This window comes from Palleronia abyssalis (genome assembly GCF_900302445.1).
Classification (GTDB): domain Bacteria; phylum Pseudomonadota; class Alphaproteobacteria; order Rhodobacterales; family Rhodobacteraceae; genus Palleronia; species Palleronia abyssalis.
Genome location: NZ_ONZF01000003.1, coordinates 342,264 through 361,082, shown reverse-complemented (window position 1 = coordinate 361,082; position 18,819 = coordinate 342,264). Strand labels below are relative to the sequence as shown.

At 64.9% G+C, this 18,819-nt stretch carries 18 protein-coding genes; 10 read left to right on the top strand and 8 right to left on the bottom strand.

Annotation, left to right across the window (positions count from 1 at the left end; all coding sequences use genetic code 11):
* Positions 1-63: 63 nt before the first annotated feature.
* From PAA8504_RS09050 to PAA8504_RS09035, 4 genes are all read left to right on the top strand, one after another.
* On the top strand, positions 64-1,149 hold the full coding sequence (locus tag PAA8504_RS09050; protein WP_108893857.1) for a TRAP transporter substrate-binding protein: 1,086 nt from the start codon (positions 64-66) through the stop codon (positions 1,147-1,149).
* 116 nt (positions 1,150-1,265) lie between these two features.
* On the top strand, positions 1,266-2,144 hold the full coding sequence (locus PAA8504_RS09045; protein WP_108893856.1) for a TRAP transporter small permease subunit: 879 nt from the start codon (positions 1,266-1,268) through the stop codon (positions 2,142-2,144).
* A 15-nt stretch (positions 2,145-2,159) separates the two neighbouring features.
* On the top strand, positions 2,160-4,514 hold the full coding sequence (locus PAA8504_RS09040; RefSeq protein ID WP_108893855.1) for a TRAP transporter large permease: 2,355 nt from the start codon (positions 2,160-2,162) through the stop codon (positions 4,512-4,514).
* An 84-nt stretch (positions 4,515-4,598) separates the two neighbouring features.
* Positions 4,599-4,997, top strand: coding sequence for a four-helix bundle copper-binding protein (locus PAA8504_RS09035; protein WP_108893854.1), 399 nt, complete (start codon positions 4,599-4,601; stop codon positions 4,995-4,997).
* 12 nt (positions 4,998-5,009) lie between these two features.
* Here the strand turns inward: PAA8504_RS09035 and PAA8504_RS09030 are convergent, their stop codons facing one another.
* The 3 genes from PAA8504_RS09030 to PAA8504_RS09020 all read right to left on the bottom strand — a co-directional run bounded on the left by PAA8504_RS09030 (position 5,010) and on the right by PAA8504_RS09020 (position 6,821).
* The gene (locus tag PAA8504_RS09030) at positions 5,010-5,843 is read right to left on the bottom strand and encodes an arginyltransferase (RefSeq protein WP_108893853.1); all 834 of its coding nucleotides are present in this window, start codon (positions 5,841-5,843) and stop codon (positions 5,010-5,012) included.
* Positions 5,844-5,914: 71 nt separating this feature from the next.
* Positions 5,915-6,361, bottom strand: a complete 447-nt coding sequence (locus PAA8504_RS09025) for an RDD family protein (RefSeq protein WP_181375743.1) — start codon at positions 6,359-6,361, stop codon at positions 5,915-5,917.
* Positions 6,362-6,416: 55 nt separating this feature from the next.
* Positions 6,417-6,821, bottom strand: coding sequence for a DUF2852 domain-containing protein (locus PAA8504_RS09020; protein WP_108893851.1), 405 nt, complete (start codon positions 6,819-6,821; stop codon positions 6,417-6,419).
* Between the two features lie 159 nt (positions 6,822-6,980).
* Here PAA8504_RS09020 and PAA8504_RS09015 point away from each other — a divergent pair, with 159 nt between their 5' ends.
* From PAA8504_RS09015 to PAA8504_RS09000, 4 genes are all read left to right on the top strand, one after another.
* A complete protein-coding gene (locus tag PAA8504_RS09015; RefSeq protein ID WP_306419525.1) occupies positions 6,981-9,752 on the top strand; it encodes a [protein-PII] uridylyltransferase family protein in 2,772 nt (923 codons plus the stop codon).
* Complete coding sequence (locus tag PAA8504_RS09010) at positions 9,739-10,020, top strand: hypothetical protein (protein ID WP_108893850.1); 282 nt, start codon at positions 9,739-9,741, stop codon at positions 10,018-10,020. Before PAA8504_RS09015 ends, PAA8504_RS09010 begins: the two co-directional genes overlap by 14 nt.
* A 71-nt stretch (positions 10,021-10,091) precedes the next feature.
* Entirely contained in the window at positions 10,092-11,870 is a 1,779-nt protein-coding gene (locus PAA8504_RS09005) for an SLC13 family permease (RefSeq protein ID WP_108893849.1), read from the top strand.
* 415 nt (positions 11,871-12,285) lie between these two features.
* Positions 12,286-13,026 (top strand): YebC/PmpR family DNA-binding transcriptional regulator, encoded by a 741-nt coding sequence (locus tag PAA8504_RS09000; RefSeq protein WP_108894074.1) that lies wholly within the window; start codon positions 12,286-12,288, stop codon positions 13,024-13,026.
* A gap of 45 nt (positions 13,027-13,071) precedes the next feature.
* Here the strand turns inward: PAA8504_RS09000 and PAA8504_RS08995 are convergent, their stop codons facing one another.
* Complete coding sequence (locus PAA8504_RS08995) at positions 13,072-13,269, bottom strand: hypothetical protein (protein WP_108893848.1); 198 nt, start codon at positions 13,267-13,269, stop codon at positions 13,072-13,074.
* Positions 13,270-13,399: 130 nt separating this feature from the next.
* Between PAA8504_RS08995 and PAA8504_RS08990 the strand changes: the two genes are divergently transcribed.
* Both PAA8504_RS08990 and PAA8504_RS08985 read left to right on the top strand, forming a co-directional pair.
* A complete protein-coding gene (locus PAA8504_RS08990; RefSeq protein WP_108893847.1) occupies positions 13,400-13,996 on the top strand; it encodes a LysE/ArgO family amino acid transporter in 597 nt (198 codons plus the stop codon).
* Positions 13,993-14,877, top strand: a complete 885-nt coding sequence (locus tag PAA8504_RS08985) for a DMT family transporter (protein ID WP_108893846.1) — start codon at positions 13,993-13,995, stop codon at positions 14,875-14,877. The genes PAA8504_RS08990 and PAA8504_RS08985 overlap by 4 nt, the downstream gene beginning before the upstream one ends.
* Before the next feature lie 2 nt (positions 14,878-14,879).
* Here PAA8504_RS08985 and PAA8504_RS08980 read toward each other — a convergent pair whose 3' ends face one another.
* From PAA8504_RS08980 to alr, 4 genes are all read right to left on the bottom strand, one after another.
* Complete coding sequence (locus PAA8504_RS08980; protein WP_108893845.1) at positions 14,880-15,434, bottom strand: CvpA family protein; 555 nt, start codon at positions 15,432-15,434, stop codon at positions 14,880-14,882.
* Positions 15,435-15,446: 12 nt separating this feature from the next.
* Positions 15,447-16,814 carry a DNA repair protein RadA gene (gene radA, locus PAA8504_RS08975; RefSeq protein ID WP_108893844.1) on the bottom strand — a complete coding sequence of 456 codons (1,368 nt, stop codon included), beginning with the start codon at positions 16,812-16,814 and terminating at the stop codon, positions 15,447-15,449.
* A 36-nt stretch (positions 16,815-16,850) separates the two neighbouring features.
* The gene (locus PAA8504_RS08970) at positions 16,851-17,612 is read right to left on the bottom strand and encodes a DNA repair protein (protein WP_108893843.1); all 762 of its coding nucleotides are present in this window, start codon (positions 17,610-17,612) and stop codon (positions 16,851-16,853) included.
* Between the two features lie 143 nt (positions 17,613-17,755).
* The gene (alr, locus tag PAA8504_RS08965; RefSeq protein ID WP_108893842.1) at positions 17,756-18,793 is read right to left on the bottom strand and encodes an alanine racemase; all 1,038 of its coding nucleotides are present in this window, start codon (positions 18,791-18,793) and stop codon (positions 17,756-17,758) included.
* Positions 18,794-18,819 lie beyond the last annotated feature (26 nt).

The window sequence follows — 18,819 nt, the reverse complement described above, 5'->3', positions numbered from 1 at the left end:
TCGCGTCACGCAACGGATCCGTCGCGCCGGGCATAACGGCGCGGCATCACGGGAGGAAAATATATGGATCGCCGTTCATTCTTGAGAACGTCTGCTCTTGGCGGCTCGGCCGCTGCCGCGTCGACGCTGGCCGCACCGGCCTACGCGCAGGGCAACCGGACACTGACGATGGTCACGACCTGGGGCCGCGGCCTTGCGGGTGTCCACGACAGCGCGCAATTCTGTGCCGACAAGATCACCGAACTGACGGACGGTCAGGTCACCGTCGACCTGCGCGCCGCGGGGGAGCTGGTCGGCGCGTTCGAGGTCTTCGACGCGGTCACCGCCGGCCAGGCCGACATGTATCATGGCGTGGATTACTATTTCCTCAGCCAGCACCCGGCGCTGTCCTTCTTCAGCCAGGTGCCGTTCGGCATGACGTTCCAGGAATACAACAACTGGATCGACCACCAGGGCGGACAGGAACTGGCGGACGAACTGTATTCGATCTTCGGGCTGAAGGCGATGGCGGCGGGCAACACAGGTCCGCAGTCGGGCGGCTGGTTCAGCAAGGAAATCAACGCCCCCGAAGACTTCCAGGGCCTGCGGTTCCGGATGCCGGGGCAGGGCGGTCAAGTGCTCTCGAAGCTGGGCGCGTCGGTGCAGAACCTGCCGGGCGCCGAAGTGTACCAGGCGCTGTCCTCTGGCGCCATTGACGGGACCGAGTGGATCGGACCCTGGGCGGACGAAAAGGCCGGTTTCCAGGAGATCACGAATATCTACTACACCGCCGGCTTCCACGAGCCCGGGCCGAACCTGAACCTCGTGATGAACCTCGAGGTGTTCGAAAGCCTGACCCCGGCGCAGCAGGCCATCGTTCAGCAGGTCTCGCGCTCGTCGAACCTGTGGACCATGTCCCTGTTCATGGCCAACAACGGTGCCGCGCTTCAGCGTCTGCAGTCGGGAGGCGTGCGCATCGCCGAGTTCCCCGACGCCGTGTGGGATGCCTTCGGCTCAGCCGCGGAAGAGGTCTTGATGGAGGCCGCAGGCGACGATCTTTATGATCGCTGCCTCGAAAGCTATCAGAACTCGCTTCAGGCGTCGGCCCAGTGGATTTCCACGTCCTCGGGCGTGTTCTCCCAGCAGCGGGACCGCGTGAAGGGCTACTGACCTTTCCGACCTGACGGGCGCGCGCCGCACGCGGGGCGCGCCGACCGGGCCGACCGGTGCTAGGGCACTGGCCGGCCTTCGTCCAAGTTGACCTCAAGGCCCACCGGGACTCACTCATGCTTGATGGACTGATCTGGTTCGTGACCAACATCGTGCTGTCGGTCTGGCACTTCATCCTCGCGGTGACGCAGCCGGGGCTGTGGCTGGACTGGTCGAATGGCGAAAGCCTCGTCCGTTTCATATATTACGGTGCCTCGGTTGAATTCTTCTTCGTCGTCCTGACGGCCTTTCTGATCTTCACGGCGTTCGGGATGTGGAAGACCTGGCTTCTGTGGGGCGCGGTCCGCGGGATCGAGGCGTTCGGGAACACGGTGGGACGGGTGATGGCCTGGGCGGGACTGATCATGGTCCTTCAGCAGATCGTCGTCATCTTCGTCCAGCGCATCTTCGCCCAGTCGCAACTGGGGATCGGGTTCGGCACGGCCTTCTCGTTCGAGGTGTCGTGGTGGTCCGAGGAACTGAAGCTCTACAACGCGATCGTCGTGACGCTGTGCTGCGCCTATACGTTCGTCCAGAAGGGCCATGTGCGCGTCGATCTTCTGTACGCGCCGGCATCGTACCGGACCAAGAAGATCATAGACATGGTCGGCGCGCTGATCTTCATGGCGCCGATGGCGATCATCATCTGGCTTTACGCCTGGTTCTTCCTGTGGCGTCATCTGGTGACGCCCAAGGTGTCGGCCTCGGACAAGCTGGATCTGATGATGCGCAAGGCGACGATCCTGCGCTGGAACGTGGAAACCATCGGATTCTCGCCCAACGGGTTCAACGCGTATTTCCTGTTCAAGGTGCTTCTGGTCGCGTTCTGCGGGATGATCTTCCTGCAGGCCATCGCCGTGTTCTATCGGTCCTACCTCGAACTGAGGGAGGGGCCGGCCTCCGACAACAAGTATCTTGACCTCGACAACCCCGACGCCGTCGCGTCGAGCCATTGAGACTGGAATAGACACATGCTCTTCGGTTTGGACGGGGTCGAGATCGGCCTGATCATCGTGTTCCTCTGCCTGTTCGGCGGGATCCTGTCGGGCTTCCCGGTGGCCTTCGCCATCGGCGGCGCCGCGGTGGTGTCCTTCGCGATCATTGCCGCGCTGGACAGCGCGGGGATCCTTGTCCACCAGGCGGTGGATACCGGGTCCGACGCCTATCGGGGCCTGACGGCCGACGGGGTGAACCCCATCGACATCTCGAAGTTCAGGTATCCCGACCTGCCCCTGATCACCGAACCCCTGTTCAACGGCGGCTGGCAGCTGGCGCTGGACCGCAACATCAGCTTCATCGTCAACCGCATCAACGAGCGTGTGCTGGCCGGCCAGTCGATCGAGACGCTACTTGCCGTCCTGATGTTCGTCCTCATGGGCATCACGCTGGAACGCTCGCGCATCGCGAACGACCTGCTGACGACCATGGCGCGGGTGTTCGGACCGATCCCGGGCGGTCTGGCGGTTTCGGTCGTCGTCGTCGGCGCGTTCCTCGCGGCCTCCACCGGGATCGTGGGGGCGACCGTGGTGACCATGGGGCTGCTGTCGCTGCCGACGATGCTGCGGGCGAACTATTCGGCCGAGCTGGCGACGGGGGTCATCGCGGCCTCGGGGACGCTGGGGCAGATCATCCCGCCGTCGATCGTGATCGTCCTTCTGGGCACGTTGGCCGGCGACCTCTATTCCACCGCGCAGGAGGCCCGCGCGCAGTCGGTCGGCTGTTCCGACGCGCTGACCTATTTGGGCGAAGCGGCCGTCGTCTCGGTCGGGACGTTGTTCCAGGCCGCGCTGTTGCCGGGGATCTTCCTGGCGCTGCTCTACGGGCTTTATGCCTTCGGCTATGCGGTGCTGAACCCGTCCAAGGCCCCGCCGGTCACGGGCGAGGGCGCGAACGGCGAGTACATCACCCGCGGCGAGGGGCTGACCTGGTTTCTGGGTGTGCCCGCGGCGATGGTGCTTGCGGTGGTGCTGGCCGGATCGGCCGGGTTGATGGGCTCGCAATCCGTAGTCGTTGACTCGTTCAGCCAACAGGGCGATGCCGCGTCGCTGCGTACCAACGTGTCGCCCCAGTGCCAGGAAGCGATGATCGATCTGCACGGTCAGTCCGCCTGGGACCGTGCCGTGGCCGAGCAGGCCGCGATCAACGAGTCCGGCGGCTTGCAGGACGTGCATCGCCTGACCGAGGAGGAGCGCGAGGTCGAACTGGCGCGCATGATCGACGAGGCCGCCCCCATCGGCACCGGCGTCGCGATCTTTTTCCTGTTCTTCGCCATCGTCCTGGCCTTCGCGCGCGGCGTCTCGCCCTCGGACGAGCCAAGGCCGCTGGCACTTGGGGGGCTGGGGATCGTGCTGGCCCTGCTTGCCGATATTGTCTTCATCGGCCCCACGACGTCCCCCGGGGCGACATTCCTGATCCTGTTGCTGCCGGGGCTTCTGGTCCTGTGGGCCGTGCGCGAGGCTGCGAGGCGTTTGGCGCGAAACGACCTGATCCGCGTGGTCTTCCCGCCGCTGGTCCTGATCGTCGCGGTCCTGGGGTCGATCCTGGGCGGGATCACCAACCCGACGCCCGCCGCGGCATTGGGGGCAGGGGGCGCCATCATGCTGGCGGCCTTCCGCAAGCTGAAGGATGACGGGAAGTCGGGGAAGATCATCATAGGTTCTGCGTTAGCCATCGTCGTTATGATCCTGATCGGGGTGAACTTCGACTTGCGCGTGGGCCTGGGCGAAACGGGCGCCGAGCAATGGATCGCCTATCTGGCCGCGCAGGCATGTTATCTGTTTGCGCTGTTCGGGCTGCTTTATGCCTGCGTCGTGCTGTGGACGGGGGGCGTGTTGACGCCCGTGGTGCGTGAGACGGCGAAGGTTACCAGCATGGTCTTCACCATCCTGATCGGCTCGCAGCTTTTGAACCTGGTCGTGATCTCGTTCGGGGGCGAGCACTATATCCAGGCGTTCCTTCGCAGCTTCGACAACGAGATGGTCGTCTTCCTGATCGTCATGCTGGTGCTGTTCGTGCTGGGCTTCGTGCTCGACTTCCTCGAGATCATCTACATCGTCGTCCCCATCGTGGGCCCCGTGATCTATGGCGGGACGATGGATCCCAAATGGGTGACGATCATGATCGCGGTTAATTTGCAGACCTCGTTCCTGACGCCGCCCTTCGGGTTTGCGCTGTTCTATCTGCGCGGGGTCGCCCCGAAGGAGGTCACGACCGGCCACATCTATCGCGGTGTCCTGCCCTTCGTGCTGATCCAGATCGTCGGGCTGTCGATCCTGTGGTTCTTCCCCGCCATCGTGACCATCGTGCCGGACCTGTTCCCCGGCTGAGCCGTCGGCGCAGCCCGCGTCACGGAACGGGCTGCGCCGTCTCTTCGTTACCGGGATGTATGTGACCAGTAACGGAGAGACCCCATGGACACCGGACGCATGATCGCGGCCCATCCCCACGTGGAAGGCCACCTGAACGACCCGCTGGCTGACTGTGTCGCCGAGGCGCTGAACTGCGCGCAGGTCTGCACATCATGCGCGGATGCCTGCGCGGGTGAGCCGAACGTTGCGGACCTTGTCGACTGCATCCGACTGGACGCCGACTGCGCCGACATCTGCATGGCGACCGCCAAGGTGGCCACCCGTCGGACCGGATCGAACGAGGAGGTCATCCGGGCGATGCTGAACGCCTGCATGGTCGCCTGTGGCACGTGCGGCGCCATGTGCGAGCAGCACGGCGAGATGATGGAGCATTGCAGGATTTGCGCCGAGGCCTGCAAACGCTGTGGCGACGCGTGCAAGAAAGCGCTGGAAACGATGTAGGCGCCTTCGGCGTCAGTCGCGCCGCGACATCGTGTCGGGCAGGTCCAGTTTCGCGACCTGCTCGGCAATCGGATCTGTCGAGAGGGGATGCGTCTGGGATTCGTGATCGGCCGGATTGCCGATTGGTACCCATTGACCGCCCTTGTAGATCTCGAGCGCGTTGAACCGCGCTTTGTATCCCATCTTCGCAGACCCGGGCACCCAGTAGCCCAGATAGACGTAGGGCAAACCGGCATCCCGCGCGATCCTGACGTGATCGAGGATGGCATAGGTCCCCAAGGACCGTTCGGCCATGTCCGGGGCGTAGAAAGAATAGACCATGGACAGCCCGTCATCCAGCACGTCGGTGAGGCAAGTCGCGATCAGCTCGGCCCGTCCGGTGTCCGGGTCGGGGCGTTGGTATTCGACCACGCGGCTGCGGATCGGGGTTTCCTCGATCATCGCCGCGAACTCGAAAATGTCCATATCCGCCATGCCGCCATCGGCGTGCCGGCTGTCGAGGTAGGACCGGAACAGCTCGTACTGGGCTTCGGTGGCCCAGGGCGCGTTGGCCCCCCGCGTCACATCCGCATTTCGCTTCATCAGGCGCCGCTGTGTACGCGACGGCTGGAAATCGGCCACGCGAATCCGGGCCGACAGGCAGGCGGCGCATTCGGCGCAGGAGGGGCGATAAAGCACGTTCTGGCTGCGCCGGAAGCCCTGCTTGGACAGCGCGTCGTTCAGCAGTTGCGCCTCGTCCCCGTGCAGCGCGGTGAAGAGCTTCCGCTCGACCCGGTCGGGAAGATAGGGGCAAGGTTGGGGCGCCGTAACGTAGAACTGCGGCGCGATGGGAAGTGTGTGTCGCATGTGGTCCGAAGAACTGTTCGGGGGCGACGGTAGCGCGGCCTTGACGCCGCGCCAACCCCCCGAAATCGCACCTAGGCGAGGGCGGCGCGGTTGATCGCCGCCGAGCCCAGGACAAGATCGACAAGGCCCTGTTTCCGGGCGGTCCCGATCATCAGGGCGCCGGACATCAATTGCAACGGGAAGAACACGACGGCGGCGGTATATCCGGCCGTGTGCAGCGCGGCGTTGACTATGTCGAACCGTTCGCCATTCACGTCCCTAAGCTCGACCGACATCAGTCGCATGCCGGGCGTGCCGGACCATTTGGCGATGCTGGCGCTGCGATAGGCGAAGCCGACGCAAAGGTAGAACAGCGGGAAATAGAAGATCGACGTGAACAGCGTCAGCGGCGTCAGCGCCACCGACAGCGCCGTGATGAGGACGACATCTACGACCCAGGCCAGGGCGCGCTTGATGGCGGTGTCCTCGTAGAACGCGGCGTCGCGATACGGGTCGGGAAGTCCAAGTGCAGTCGTCATCATACCCTCTCAGATAAGCGTTCGGCCCGCCCTGTGGAAGGGCGGGCCGCTTGGATCACGCGGCGTCCTTGTCGTCGGACTTCCGGTTCCGATCTTCCATGAACTGGTCGAACTCGGCCTTGTCGCGGGCTTCGCGCAGACGCTTCAGGAAGCCTTCGAACGCGGCCTGTTCGTCTTCCAGACGGCGCAACGTTTCATTGCGGTAGGTGTCGAAGGCGGCGTTGCCCGACGTCCCGCGCAAGTTGCCGCTGCGCCGCATGGCGTAGCTGCCGCGTTTGCTCAGCGAGAACTTGTTCTGCCAGACCATGTATCCCAGGAAGGCCAGCCCGACCGGCCAAAAGAAGATGAAACCGGCCACCATCGAGGCGATCCAGGCGAACTTTCCGCGCTGGTCGAGCCACTGTTCCACCCGGACGAGCGGATTGGGGCGATGGACGGGGGTATCGGCGAAGCTGGTCATCGAAGTCTCCTATGTTAATGCCTTTCACATGACTCAAGATGGGGTGACGTGGCGGAGCCTGCAAGGGGTGATGTGAAAGCTTTTCACATTTTTCGATTGGCTGATCGTGCGAAAGGTGCCTGCCGTGGCTTGACGGGCGGATCGCTTGGGCGAACATGCATGCACATGTCCCTGACCGCGCGCATCACCCGTTGGCCGTCCCCGTTCGAGACCGATCGGGCCCGAGAGACCCTGGATACGGTCGGAACCCTGCCGGATCGGGCTGGTGATCTTGTTGCCGGCATCGCGGGATGCAGCCCCTATCTGCGCGGCTTGATCGAGCGGGAGGCCGAGTGGGTGCGCCACGCGGTGGAGGGGGACCCGGAAACGCTTCTGCACACGATCCTGTCTGACGTGAATGCCGCGCAGGATGCCGACCTAGCCGCGGCGCTGCGCCAAGCCAAGCGACGTGTCGCGCTTCTGACGGCGCTTTGCGATTGCGGCGGTGTCTGGTCGCTGGGCGAGGTGACGGGCGCCTTGACCCGGCTGGCGGATCTGGCCGTGGACCGCGCATGGCGCCGCGAGATCGCGACCGAGCGGCAGCGCAAGCGGTTGCCCCCCAGCGAGGCGGATGCGGGCGGCTTTGTCGCGCTGGCCATGGGTAAGATGGGCGCCTTCGAACTGAACTATTCGTCGGATATCGACCTGATCTGCTTATTCGACGAAGGCGCCTACGACCCCGGCGAGATCGGCCAGGTGCGCAGTGCGCTGGTCAAGGCCGGTCAAAGGGCTTGCCGCCTGCTGTCGGAGACCGACGCCGACGGCTATGTGTTCAGGACGGACCTGCGCCTGCGCCCCGATCCGTCCGTCACGCCGATCTGCATGGGCATGGCCGCGGCCGAACGGTATTACGAATCCTTGGGGCGCACATGGGAACGCGCCGCCCACATCAAGGCCCGCCCCTGCGCCGGCGACGTGCGCGCGGGCGAGCGGTACTTGTGCGATCTGCGTCCGTTTGTCTGGCGGCGGCACTTGGACTTCGCCGCCATTCGCGACGCCCACGACATGCGGCTGCGCATCCGCGATCACAAGGGGCTGGGCGGGCCGATCCGGCTGGACGGGCATGACATGAAACTGGGCCGCGGCGGCATCCGCGAGATCGAGTTCTTCACCCAGACCCGCCAGATCATCGCCGGTGGTCGCGACGAGAGTCTTCGGGTCCGCGGCACGGTTGAGGGGCTGAACCGCCTGGTCGCCGCGGGCTGGGTGCCCGCCGATGTTGCTGAGACGCTGGCCGAGGACTACGCCGCCCATCGCGAGGTCGAACATCGCATTCAGATGATCGCCGACCGCCAGACCCACGAGCTTCCCGACGATGCCGAGGGATTCGACCGACTGGCCGCGTTCATGGGGACCGATACAGCGACCCTGAAGCGCAACCTGACCGAGAGTCTGTCGCGGGTGTCCGAGCTGACCGAGGATTTCTTCGCCCCCACGCCCGCGCCCCGGTCCGAGGTCGACCTGACCCCGGATCAGGCCCGGATCGTCGAAGGTTGGCGAGGCGTACCTGCGTTGCGCTCGGAACGGGCGCTGGACATCTTCGACCGGATCAAGGCGGACCTGCTGAAGCGGCTTCTGTCGGGGCCCCGCGCCGACAAGGCGTTGGTTAATTTCGACGGGTTCCTGCGCGGACTTCCCGCGGGGGTGCAGCTGTTCTCCCTCTTCGAGGCCAATCCCGAGCTTTTGACCCTGATCGCCGACATCGCGGGCACCACGACCGAATTGTCCAGCTATCTCAGCCGGAACGCGGCCGTTCTGGACGCAGTTCTGGTGGGGGACTTCTTCCGCCCCTGGCCCGGGGAGGCGGCGCTGACCGGCGATCTTTCGACCGCGCTTCAGGCCGATGACGATTACGAACGCCAGCTCGACACCGCGCGGCGGTGGGCGCGGGACTGGCATTTCCGCATCGGTGTCCATCACCTGCGCGGCCTGATCGACGGGGCCGAGGCAGGGCGGCAGTATACCGATCTTGCGACCTCGGTCATCCGGTCGCTTTGGCCTACCGTTCAGGCCGAATTTGCGGGCAAGCACGGCGCGGCCCCGGGGCGGGGCGCGATGGTCCTGGGGATGGGGTCGCTGGGGGCCGGGCATCTGACCGCACGGTCGGATCTGGACCTCATCGTCATCTACGACGCGGATGGCGCCGACAGCTCGGACGGGCGGCGCCCCCTGCCCGCGCGGACCTATTACGCGCGCCTGACGCAGGCGCTGGTGACGGCGCTGACGGTGCCCACGGCGGAAGGGCGGCTTTACGAGGTCGACATGCGGCTGCGACCGTCTGGCAAACAGGGTCCGGTCGCGACAGCCTTGTCGGCCTTCGACACCTATCAACGGGACCAAGCCTGGACGTGGGAGCATCTGGCCCTGACCCGCGCTTGCGGCATCGCCGGGCCACCGGGGCTGATCGACGATGTCGACGGCATACGTCGTGCGGTGATCGGGGAGGATCACGATGCGGGGGCCGTACTGTCGGATGCCCGCGCGATGCTGGATCGTCTGTCCGAGGCCAAGCCGGGCGGCGCGTGGGACATGAAGGCCGGCCCCGGTCGGCTGATGGAGATCGAGCTGGCCGCGCAGGCGATGGGGCTGCTGGCGGGGTCGGATGCCCGCGCACCCGCCGCTCAGATCGAGGCGGGCAAGGCCCGTGGACTTATCGCGGGCGCATTGGCCGCAACGCTGAGCGAGGCGCACGAGCGGCTGTCGCGCGTTCAGGATGCCAAGCGTCTGCTGGTCGAGGATCGCCTGGATCCCGGCGATCTGGGCGCCGCGGCGGAAGAGATGATCCTGCGCGAAACGGGCTGCGGCTCCATCGCCGAGCTGTCGGACAGGATCGACGAATGGGCCGCCCTGGCGGCCAAAGCTGTGCGTGAGGTGCTTCATGCGGAAAGGTGACGCGGCGGATCCCAAGGGGCTGATCGCCGAAAGTTTCGAGATCGAGGGGATCACGCTGGCCGATTGCCGGACGATCTTCCTTGACTGGGCGCTGTCGCTGCCCGGGGACATGACGACCGAGACCGCGCTGCCCCGGCTGCTGTCACGCCATCAGGGCAAACCCTCCGACCACCCGATGCAACAGGTTCTGCGCGAAGCGCTGGCTGAAGCGCCACGCCGGCGACGCCGGGGGGGATGGTCCGGGCGGCGCGGGGATGCAACGGACTGAAACCGCACGATGGCTTGGCTTGCGCACCGCGTCCCCGCGGTTAAGGTCGCACGACTCACCCGGACGCAGGCATGATCGAAAACGCGCTCGACCCCACGGCCACTGCACTGCTGAGTTTCGCCATCGTGGTGGGCATGTTCATTCTGTTCGCGCGCGAGACCTACCCGACGGAGGTCGTCGCGATCGGGGGGGCGGCGGTCATGTTCGCCACGGGGCTTTTGCCCTATGACGATGCGCTTCAGGTTCTGTCGAACCCCGCACCATGGACCATCGCGGCGATGTTCCTGATCATGGGCGGGCTGGTACGCACCGGCGCCCTGCAATGGCTGACCGAGGTCGCCGATGCCCGCGCCGAGACGCGCCCTCGCCGCACGCTGGTCTTGGCGCTGGCGGCCGTGGCGCTGGGATCGGCAGTAATGAACAACACGCCGGTTGTCGTGGTGATGATCCCGGTCTTCGTGCAACTGGCCAAGCGGCTGAACGTCTCGCCCTCGAAGGTGCTGATCCCGCTGTCCTATGCGGCGATCCTGGGGGGCACGCTGACGCTACTGGGCACGTCCACGAACCTGCTGGTCGACGGCGTGGCGCGATCACAGGGGATGGAGGCGTTCTCGATCTTCGAGATTCTGCCGCTGGGCATCGTTCAGGTGGCGATGGGCGGGGCCTATCTGGCCTTCGTCGGGCGCCGCCTTCTGCCCGAGCGGACCTCGCTGGCGGGCACCTTGTCCGAGCGCCGGCGGATGAAATACTTCACCGAAGTCGCAATCCCCGAAGGGTCGAACCTGATCGGTGACCGGGTGGTCGAGGTCGAGGCCTTCCGACGGGAAGGCGGGCGCGTGATCGACGTGTTGCGCGGCGATGCCTCGCTGCGGCGCGATCTGGGCGCCGTGGTCTTGGCGGCCGGGGACCGCGTGGTCCTGCGCACCGAGATGGCGGAGCTTCTGAGCCTGAAGGAAAGCAGGGACCTGCGCGGGGTGGACCGCCTGTCGTCGGTCGAGACGGAGACGGTCGAGGTGCTAATCTCTCCCGGATGCCGGATGATCGGCCGTTCGCTGGGGGCGATGCGGCTGCGGCGCCGGTATGGTGTCTATCCGCTGGCGGTTCACCGCAGGAACCAGAATATCGGGCGCCAGCTGGACGAGGTGGTCGTGCGCGTGGGCGACACCCTTTTGCTGGAAGGCAGCCCCGGCGATATCGAGCGCCTGGCCACGGACATGGATCTGGTCGACATCTCGCGCCCTGCCGCGCAGGCCTATCGGCGCAGCCGCGCGCCCTGGGCCATCGGATCGCTGGTCGGGGTGGTCGTGCTGTCGGCGCTGGGGATTGCTCCGATCCTGGGGCTGGCCATCGTCGCGGTGGCAATCATTCTGCTGACCCGCTGCATTGACGCAGACGAGGCGTTTACCTTCATCGAAGGCCAGCTTCTGGCCCTGATCTTCGCGATGCTGGCCGTAGGCGCGGGATTGCAGGCGTCGGGCGCCGTCGCACTTCTGGCGGACTGGCTGTCCCCGCTTCTGAGCGGTTTGCCCCCCGTGGCACTGGTCTTTGCCATCTACATCATGGCCTCTGCTCTGACGGAAATGGTGTCGAACAATGCGGTTGGCGTGATCCTGACCCCCATCGCAATAGAAATCGGTGTTTCGCTGGGCTACGACCCGCGCGCGTTGGTCGTCGCGGTGATGTTCGCCGCGTCCTCGGCCTTTTCGACGCCCATCGGGTATCAGACCAACATGCTGGTCTTCGGCCCCGGCGGGTATCGGTTCACCGACTATCTGAAGGTCGGCATTCCGATGAACCTGCTTCTGGCCTGTTCGGCCAGCCTTGCCATTCCCTTGATCTGGCCATTGTGATGCGAGCCGTTCTTCTGCTTCTTTTGCTCGGCGCCTGTGCCTCCCCTGAAATTGCGCGGGATACGACAGATCCTGGCGGCGTCACCGCGCGTGAGGTCGTGTTGTACCGCGACACCGTCACGGCGCGCATGTCCGACGGGGCCTTCTGCACGGCGGTGCGCAGTTCGGGAGCGGGGCCATGGCGCGCGCCTTTGGCGGGATGTCCGCATCAATGGCCCGCGGCGGTTCTGCGTGTGCCCGCGCGCCCGCGTGTTCCCTTGGTCGGCTCCTCTGCCGATCCGTGGGTAACGCTGACATCGCCCGCGGGACAGGTCGGGTTCGCACCGCCGGGGTGAGTTCGGCCGGCGATGGCTTGAACGCCCCATGTCTCGTGGCGTATATGCCTGCCGATCAGGCGACATTCGGAGATACCCCCATGGCCGGCCATTCCAAATGGGCGAACATTCAGCACCGCAAGGGACGCCAGGACGCGGCCCGCTCGAAACTCTTTTCCAAACTGGCGAAGGAAATCACCGTCGCCGCCAAGATGGGCGATCCCGATCCCGACAAGAACCCGCGCCTGCGGCTGGCGGTGAAGGAAGCGAAGGCCGTGTCCGTTCCGAAGGACGTGATCGACCGCGCGATCAAGAAATCCCTCGGCGGCGATTCCGAGAATTACGAGGAAATCCGATACGAAGGGTACGGCCCCGGCGGTGTCGCGATCATCGTCGAGGCGATGACCGACAACCGCAACCGCACCGCGTCCACCGTCCGCTCGACGTTTTCCAAGAACGGCGGCAATCTGGGCGAGACGGGGTCGGTGTCGTTCATGTTCGATCGCAAGGGGCAGGTGGTCTATCCCGCCTCGGTAGGCGATGCGGATGACGTGATGATGGCCGCGATCGAGGCTGGCGCCGAAGACGTCGAAAGCAGCGACGAGTCGCATGTGATCTGGTGCGCGGACACCGATTTGAACGACGTGTCGAACGTGCTGGAGGAACAGCTGGGCGAGTCCGAGAGCACCAAGCTGGTCTGGCGGCCGCAGACCACGACCGAGCTGGACCTGGACGGCATGCAGAAGCTGATGAAGCTGATGGAGGCCCTGGACGACGACGATGACGTTCAGAACGTCACCGCCAATTTCGATGCCTCCGACGATGTGATGGCGCAGCTTTAAGCGCGCTGTCTGGCGCGTTTCAGCAGTCCGGCGCGGGGTGCCGTATCAGCAGGTTCCCCCGCCCCCGGTCCCGTCGTAATCAGCGGCTTTTTCGACTGCGGCAGAGACGTTGCAAGAGGTGGTCTTGCTGCTGCCGGCGACCGTGGAAATGCCAGCCACCGCGATGCCGACGGCCGCCGCGGTCAGAACGACCCAATCTATGGTGACCGCGCCGTCTTCTGACAGACTGAAGCGTCGTTGCATCGCAGATGATCCTTGGCTGAACGCTCGATCATTACAATTCCATTCGAAAGGGGCAAAACTGCGGCTTGCCCTCGACTTCTGTGCGACCCGGGGCATTGGCAAGACCGTCGAATTGGTCGTAAGTGCCCGTATGCCGTCACTGTTTTCCGGTTTCGCCCTTGGCCTTTCGCTGATCCTCGCCATCGGGGCCCAGAATGCCTTCGTTCTGCGGCAGGGCCTGCGTCAATCGCATGTCTTCGCCGTCTGCCTGACCTGCGCGTTGTCGGACGCGATACTCGTCGCGGCCGGTGTGGCGGGGTTCGGATGGCTGGTCGAGGCCGCGCCCTGGATCGCTCCCGTCTTCACGTTGGGCGGGGCCGCGTTCCTTGTGGCCTACGGGGCGATCTCCTTGCGGTCGGCATGGCGCGGGGGCCATGCCCTGGAAGCTGCCGATGCCCGCGCGGATGACCTGCGCCGCGCGGTGTTGACCTGCCTCGCGCTGACCTGGCTCAACCCGCATGTCTATCTGGATACCGTCGTGCTTCTGGGATCGATCTCCAGTGGGGCGGACTGGCCATTGGGCTTCGGGATCGGCGCGGTCACAGCGTCTTTCGTCTTCTTCTTCAGCTTGGGCTACGGCGCGCGGCTTCTATCGCCGCTGTTCGCCAAGCCGCGATCCTGGCGCATCCTTGACGTCGTCGTTGGCGCCACGATGTGGATCCTTGCCCTGAACTTGGTGCTGTCATGAAACAGGCGTCTCGCCCCCTGGCCGGTGTTCTCTGGATGTTGCTGACCGGGGCTTTGTTCGTTGCGGTCACGGCCACCGTCAAGCATCTGGGAGACCGGGTGCCAGCCGCCGAGGCTGCGTTCCTGCGGTATCTTCTGGGCCTGGTCTTTTTGCTGCCCCTGATTGGCGTGCTGCGCCGGGCACGTCTGGACAAGCGCCGCATGGGCTTCTTCGCCCTGCGCGGCGCGGTGCATTCGGTGGGCGTCGCCCTGTGGTTCTTTGCGATGACCCAGATCCCCATCGCAGAAGTCACGGCGCTGAATTACCTTTCTCCGGTCTATGTCAGCCTAGGTGCGGCGATTTTCCTGGGCGAGCGGTTTTCGTGGGCACGGGGGACGGCCATTGCGACCGCCCTTCTGGGGGTGCTTTTGATCCTGCGGCCGGGGTTCCGCGCGATCGACCCCGGGCATCTGGCGATGATGGGCACGGCCTTGCTGTTCGCGTGTTCCTACCTGATCGCAAAGATCATGTCGGACGAGGTCGCGCCCTCGGTCGTGGTGGCGATGCTGTCGGTGTGGACGACGCTGGGGCTGGCGCCGCTTGCGATCTCGGTCTGGGTCTGGCCCACCTGGGACGAAATCGGCTGGCTGTTTCTGGTGGCCACGCTGGCGACGACGGGCCACTTTACCATGACGCTGGCGTTCAAGTCGGCCGATATCAGCGTCACCCAGCCGGTGACGTTCCTGCAATTGGTCTGGGCCAGCCTTCTGGGGTGGGTCGTGTTCGGCGAGGGGCTGGACGCCTACGTCCTGACAGGTGGCACGATCATCGTGGGGTCGGTGGTCGTGATCTCGATCCGCGAGGCGCGCAAGAAGGTGAAGACGCCGCCCGTCGCCCCCTGATCTTACTGGGTGCAGACCGAGACGAGCGACTCGTACCGGGTGACGATCCATCCGGGCGCATCGGCCGGGATCGTCTGGTCGATGGTGCCCTCGGACCGGGCGAAGACGTTCGCGGTGCGCGAATTCTCGACCGCGGCGATGGTCTCTGTCACGGCGATGCGGTCGTAGACGACGAAGGCTACTGCGATCAGGATGATCCCGCGGGCAACGCCGAACAGGAAGCCAAGGCCCCGGTCGATGGGGCCAAGCGCCGAATCCTGCACCGCGCCCGATAGGATGGGCGTGAAGATGGACGCCACGACCAGCATCACGGCGAAAACCGCTGCGAAGGCGAAGATGATGGAAAGCTCACAACTGTCGCCAAGGTAACGGTCGAGGACCGGGATTTCCTGCACCAAGGGTTGCGCCGTGGTCGCAAGCGCAAAGGCCGCTATGGCCGCGACGATCCATCCCGCAATGGCCATTGCTTCGCGTACGAACCCGCGGGAATAGGCGAGGATGGCCGAAACCACGAGGATCAGCGCGACGATACCGTCGACGATGGTGAAGCCGTCCATTCAGGTATTCCTTTACCCTGCGCCGAAAATGTCGCCGACGAGGCTTGCCAGATCGGGGTAATGGCGCAGGGCCATATCCTCTCCGGCAAGCGCCTTCGATTGGCTCGGCGCGATCGCGGTGGAGAAACCAAGTTTGGCCGCCTCTTTCAACCTGTTTTCCGTTTGGCCGGCGGGGCGCAGCGCACCCGACAAGCTGATCTCTCCGAAGACGACCGAATGCGGGGGCAGGGCGACATCTTCACGGGCCGACAGTAGGGCGGCGGCGACCGCCAGATCGGCGGCCGGTTCGCGCACCCGAAGGCCGCCGGCTACGTTGAGATAAACGTCGAGCCCCGAGAAGGGGATCGCGCAGCGCGCTTCGAGGACGGCGAGGATCATCGCCAGACGCCCGCCGTCCCAACCGACCGTGGACCGGCGCGGCTGGCTGTGCGGGGTGGGGGCCACAAGGGCCTGGAATTCGCACAGGACGGGGCGCGAGCCTTCGATCCCTGCAAAGACCGCCGCACCTGCCTGCGGCTCGTCCCGGTCGCCCAGAAACAGGGCCGAGGGGTTGGAAACTTGGGCCAGACCGGCGCCCGTCATCTCGAACACGCCGATCTCATCCGCGGGGCCGAAACGGTTCTTGACCGCGCGCAGGATGCGGAACTGGTGGCCGCGTTCGCCCTCGAAATAAAGGACGGTATCGACCATGTGCTCGATCACGCGGGGGCCGGCGATCTGGCCTTCCTTGGTGACGTGACCGACGAGGATCACCGCGATGCCGTTGCGCTTGGCGAAGGTGGTCAACTCATGCGCGGCGGCCCGCACCTGAGAGACCGAGCCGGGCGAGCTGTCGACATTGTCGGCCCACATCGTCTGAATCGAGTCGATGATCGCAAGGTCGGGTTTTTCCGCCTCGAGCGTGGTCAGGATGTTGCGCAGATTGGTTTCCGTCGCCAGTCGCACGGGGGCGTCACCCAGTCCCAGCCGTTGAGCGCGCATCCGGATCTGCGCGCTTGCCTCCTCGCCCGAGACATAGATGCACGACGTTCCCGCCCGCGCGAAACTGGCCGCCGCTTGCAGCAGCAGCGTGGATTTGCCAATTCCGGGATCGCCGCCCACCAGAACAGCAGAAGAGGGCACCAAGCCGCCGCCAAGCACGCGGTCAAGCTCATCAATGCCGCTGCTGGACCTTGGGGGAGGTGCTTCCTCGCGGGCCAAGTCGGTCAGCGCCATGCCCTTGCCGCGCTTGGTCCCCAACGATTTGGCCGCAGGCCCCGAGGAAAGGGGCTGTTCCTCGACGATGGTGTTCCAGGCGCCGCAGGCGTCACAGCGGCCCGACCATTTGGAATGCGCCGCGCCGCAGGCTTGGCAGATGAAATTTTGGGACTGTTTGGCCATATCGCCCTTCTGCCGCGCGACCGCGGCAGGGGCAAGTTACTCGGCCGCTGTCGCGTGGGGCAGGGCGATCACGTTTGCGGGCTGACGGGTCCGCGAGAAGCCAAGCTCGTCCAGGAGATCGCCGAATTCCTCCTGAAGGGCCTGAAGTCGGCTTTCCATCGCAGCTTCTTCAACCTCGACGGTTTCCTTGTGACGGCGTAATTCGCGGCTGATGGACAGTGCGTGGTCGATCCGGTCCTCGAACAGGGCGATCTCTTCCTCGCGGTGGCGCAGGAAGCCTTGAGCACGGGACACGTTTTCGTCCGAATAGATTTCGGCAAGTTCGCGAGAGGCATAGGACATCTCGGCCGCGGCTTCGAGCACTTCGGGCTCAAGCTCGCGCAGGTTCGGATGACTGCGCAGGAACACGATACGCTCCTTCACGGCATCGTATTCAGACGCGATGCGGAACACCCCCTCGCGATCGGCCGCATGGCACAAGTGATACGCTTCGGCGACGTCGGACATGGAAATCGTGAAATCGCGATGGGTTCGTTCAAGACGAAGGACGCGGAACCCGGCGGGCAGGGCGCACAGGACCGTCAGAAGGAACAGAACCAGCCCGATCTGGATCAGAAGGCCGGCCTCAGGATAAATCGTATCACCGAACTGAAGGGGCATGGTCAGCGTGGGCAGATACCCCAGCATTCCTGCCACGGTCGCCCCGGTCGCAGCTATGCAGGCCAGAAAGATCAGAGTCGTCGCGATCCACTGAAAATAGGCAGAGATCGGGAACCGCGTGTGCCGCTGCGATCGCATGGTCTTTTATCCCCCGTGGATACCGTAGGCGGAAGTCCGCTTTCTCCGCCAATGATATTACGGCAGATTGGTTCCTTACGGAGAAAATTCGGTCGGCTTATGGCGGTCTTGTGACGTGTAGGACCCAGAAAACACGTGTCAGATCAGGAATATGTTCGCCTGTACCGAACACCCAGAGATGTGAGGACCTCGTACCCGATCGTGCCCGCCGCTTCGGCCAGGTCGTCGACGCTTTGCTCGGTGCCCAAAATATCGAGCGAATCAGGCACCGTGTCGAGGTGGCCGATATCGACCGTCAGCAAGTCCATCGAGACCCGACCGACAAGCGGGCAGGGGGTGCCCTCGTGAAACAACACCGCATCGTTTCCCATCGCGCGAATCAGGCCGTCGGCATAGCCCGCGGACAAGGTCGCGACCCGGGTTGGCTCATCCGCCAGCCACGATCCACCGTAGCCGACGATCTCGCCGGGGGCGACATCGCGGGTCTGGATCACGGGAACTGAAAGACGCACGACTGGACGTCCGTCGGTGAATGGAAAGCCGCCATACAGACCGATGCCCGGGCGGGTGAAGTCGAAGTGATACTCCGGGCCCAGAAGAATCCCGCCCGTGGCGGACAGAGAGACTGGGACGTCCACCCCATCGACCATCTCGGTAAAGGTTCGAAGTTGACGCGCGTTCATCGGATCGCTGGGATCGTCGGCGCAGGCAAGGTGGCTCATGATCATGGCGGGGGACTGGCCCATCACCAGACGCCTTGCGGCCGTCCATTCGGCGGGTTCCAGCCCCAGGCGGTTCATGCCGGTGTCAAGCTGCACGCCGAACGGATGGTCGGGGAGCGCTTCGAAATGCCGGGTGAGCTGCTCGATCGAGTTGAGCATGGGCGTCAGGTTCAGCGATTGGATCGTGTCGGTATCACCCGCCATGTGGCCCGAAAACACGCAGATTTCCGCATCCGGTCCAAGGGTTTGACGGATCGCCGCGCCTTCCTCGGCCACCGCGATGAAGAAGCGTCGGGCGCCGGCCTCCCACAGGGTTTTCGTGACGGCTTCGGCCCCCAGACCGTACCCGTCCGCCTTGACCACCGCAGCCGTTTCGCACCTTTCGGCGGTGCGCCCATCCAGTGCGCGCCAGTTTTCGGCAAGGGCGGTCAGGTCGATCTGAAGATGCGCGGTTCCCATGGGGGCGCAGGTGCCGTCAAACCCGG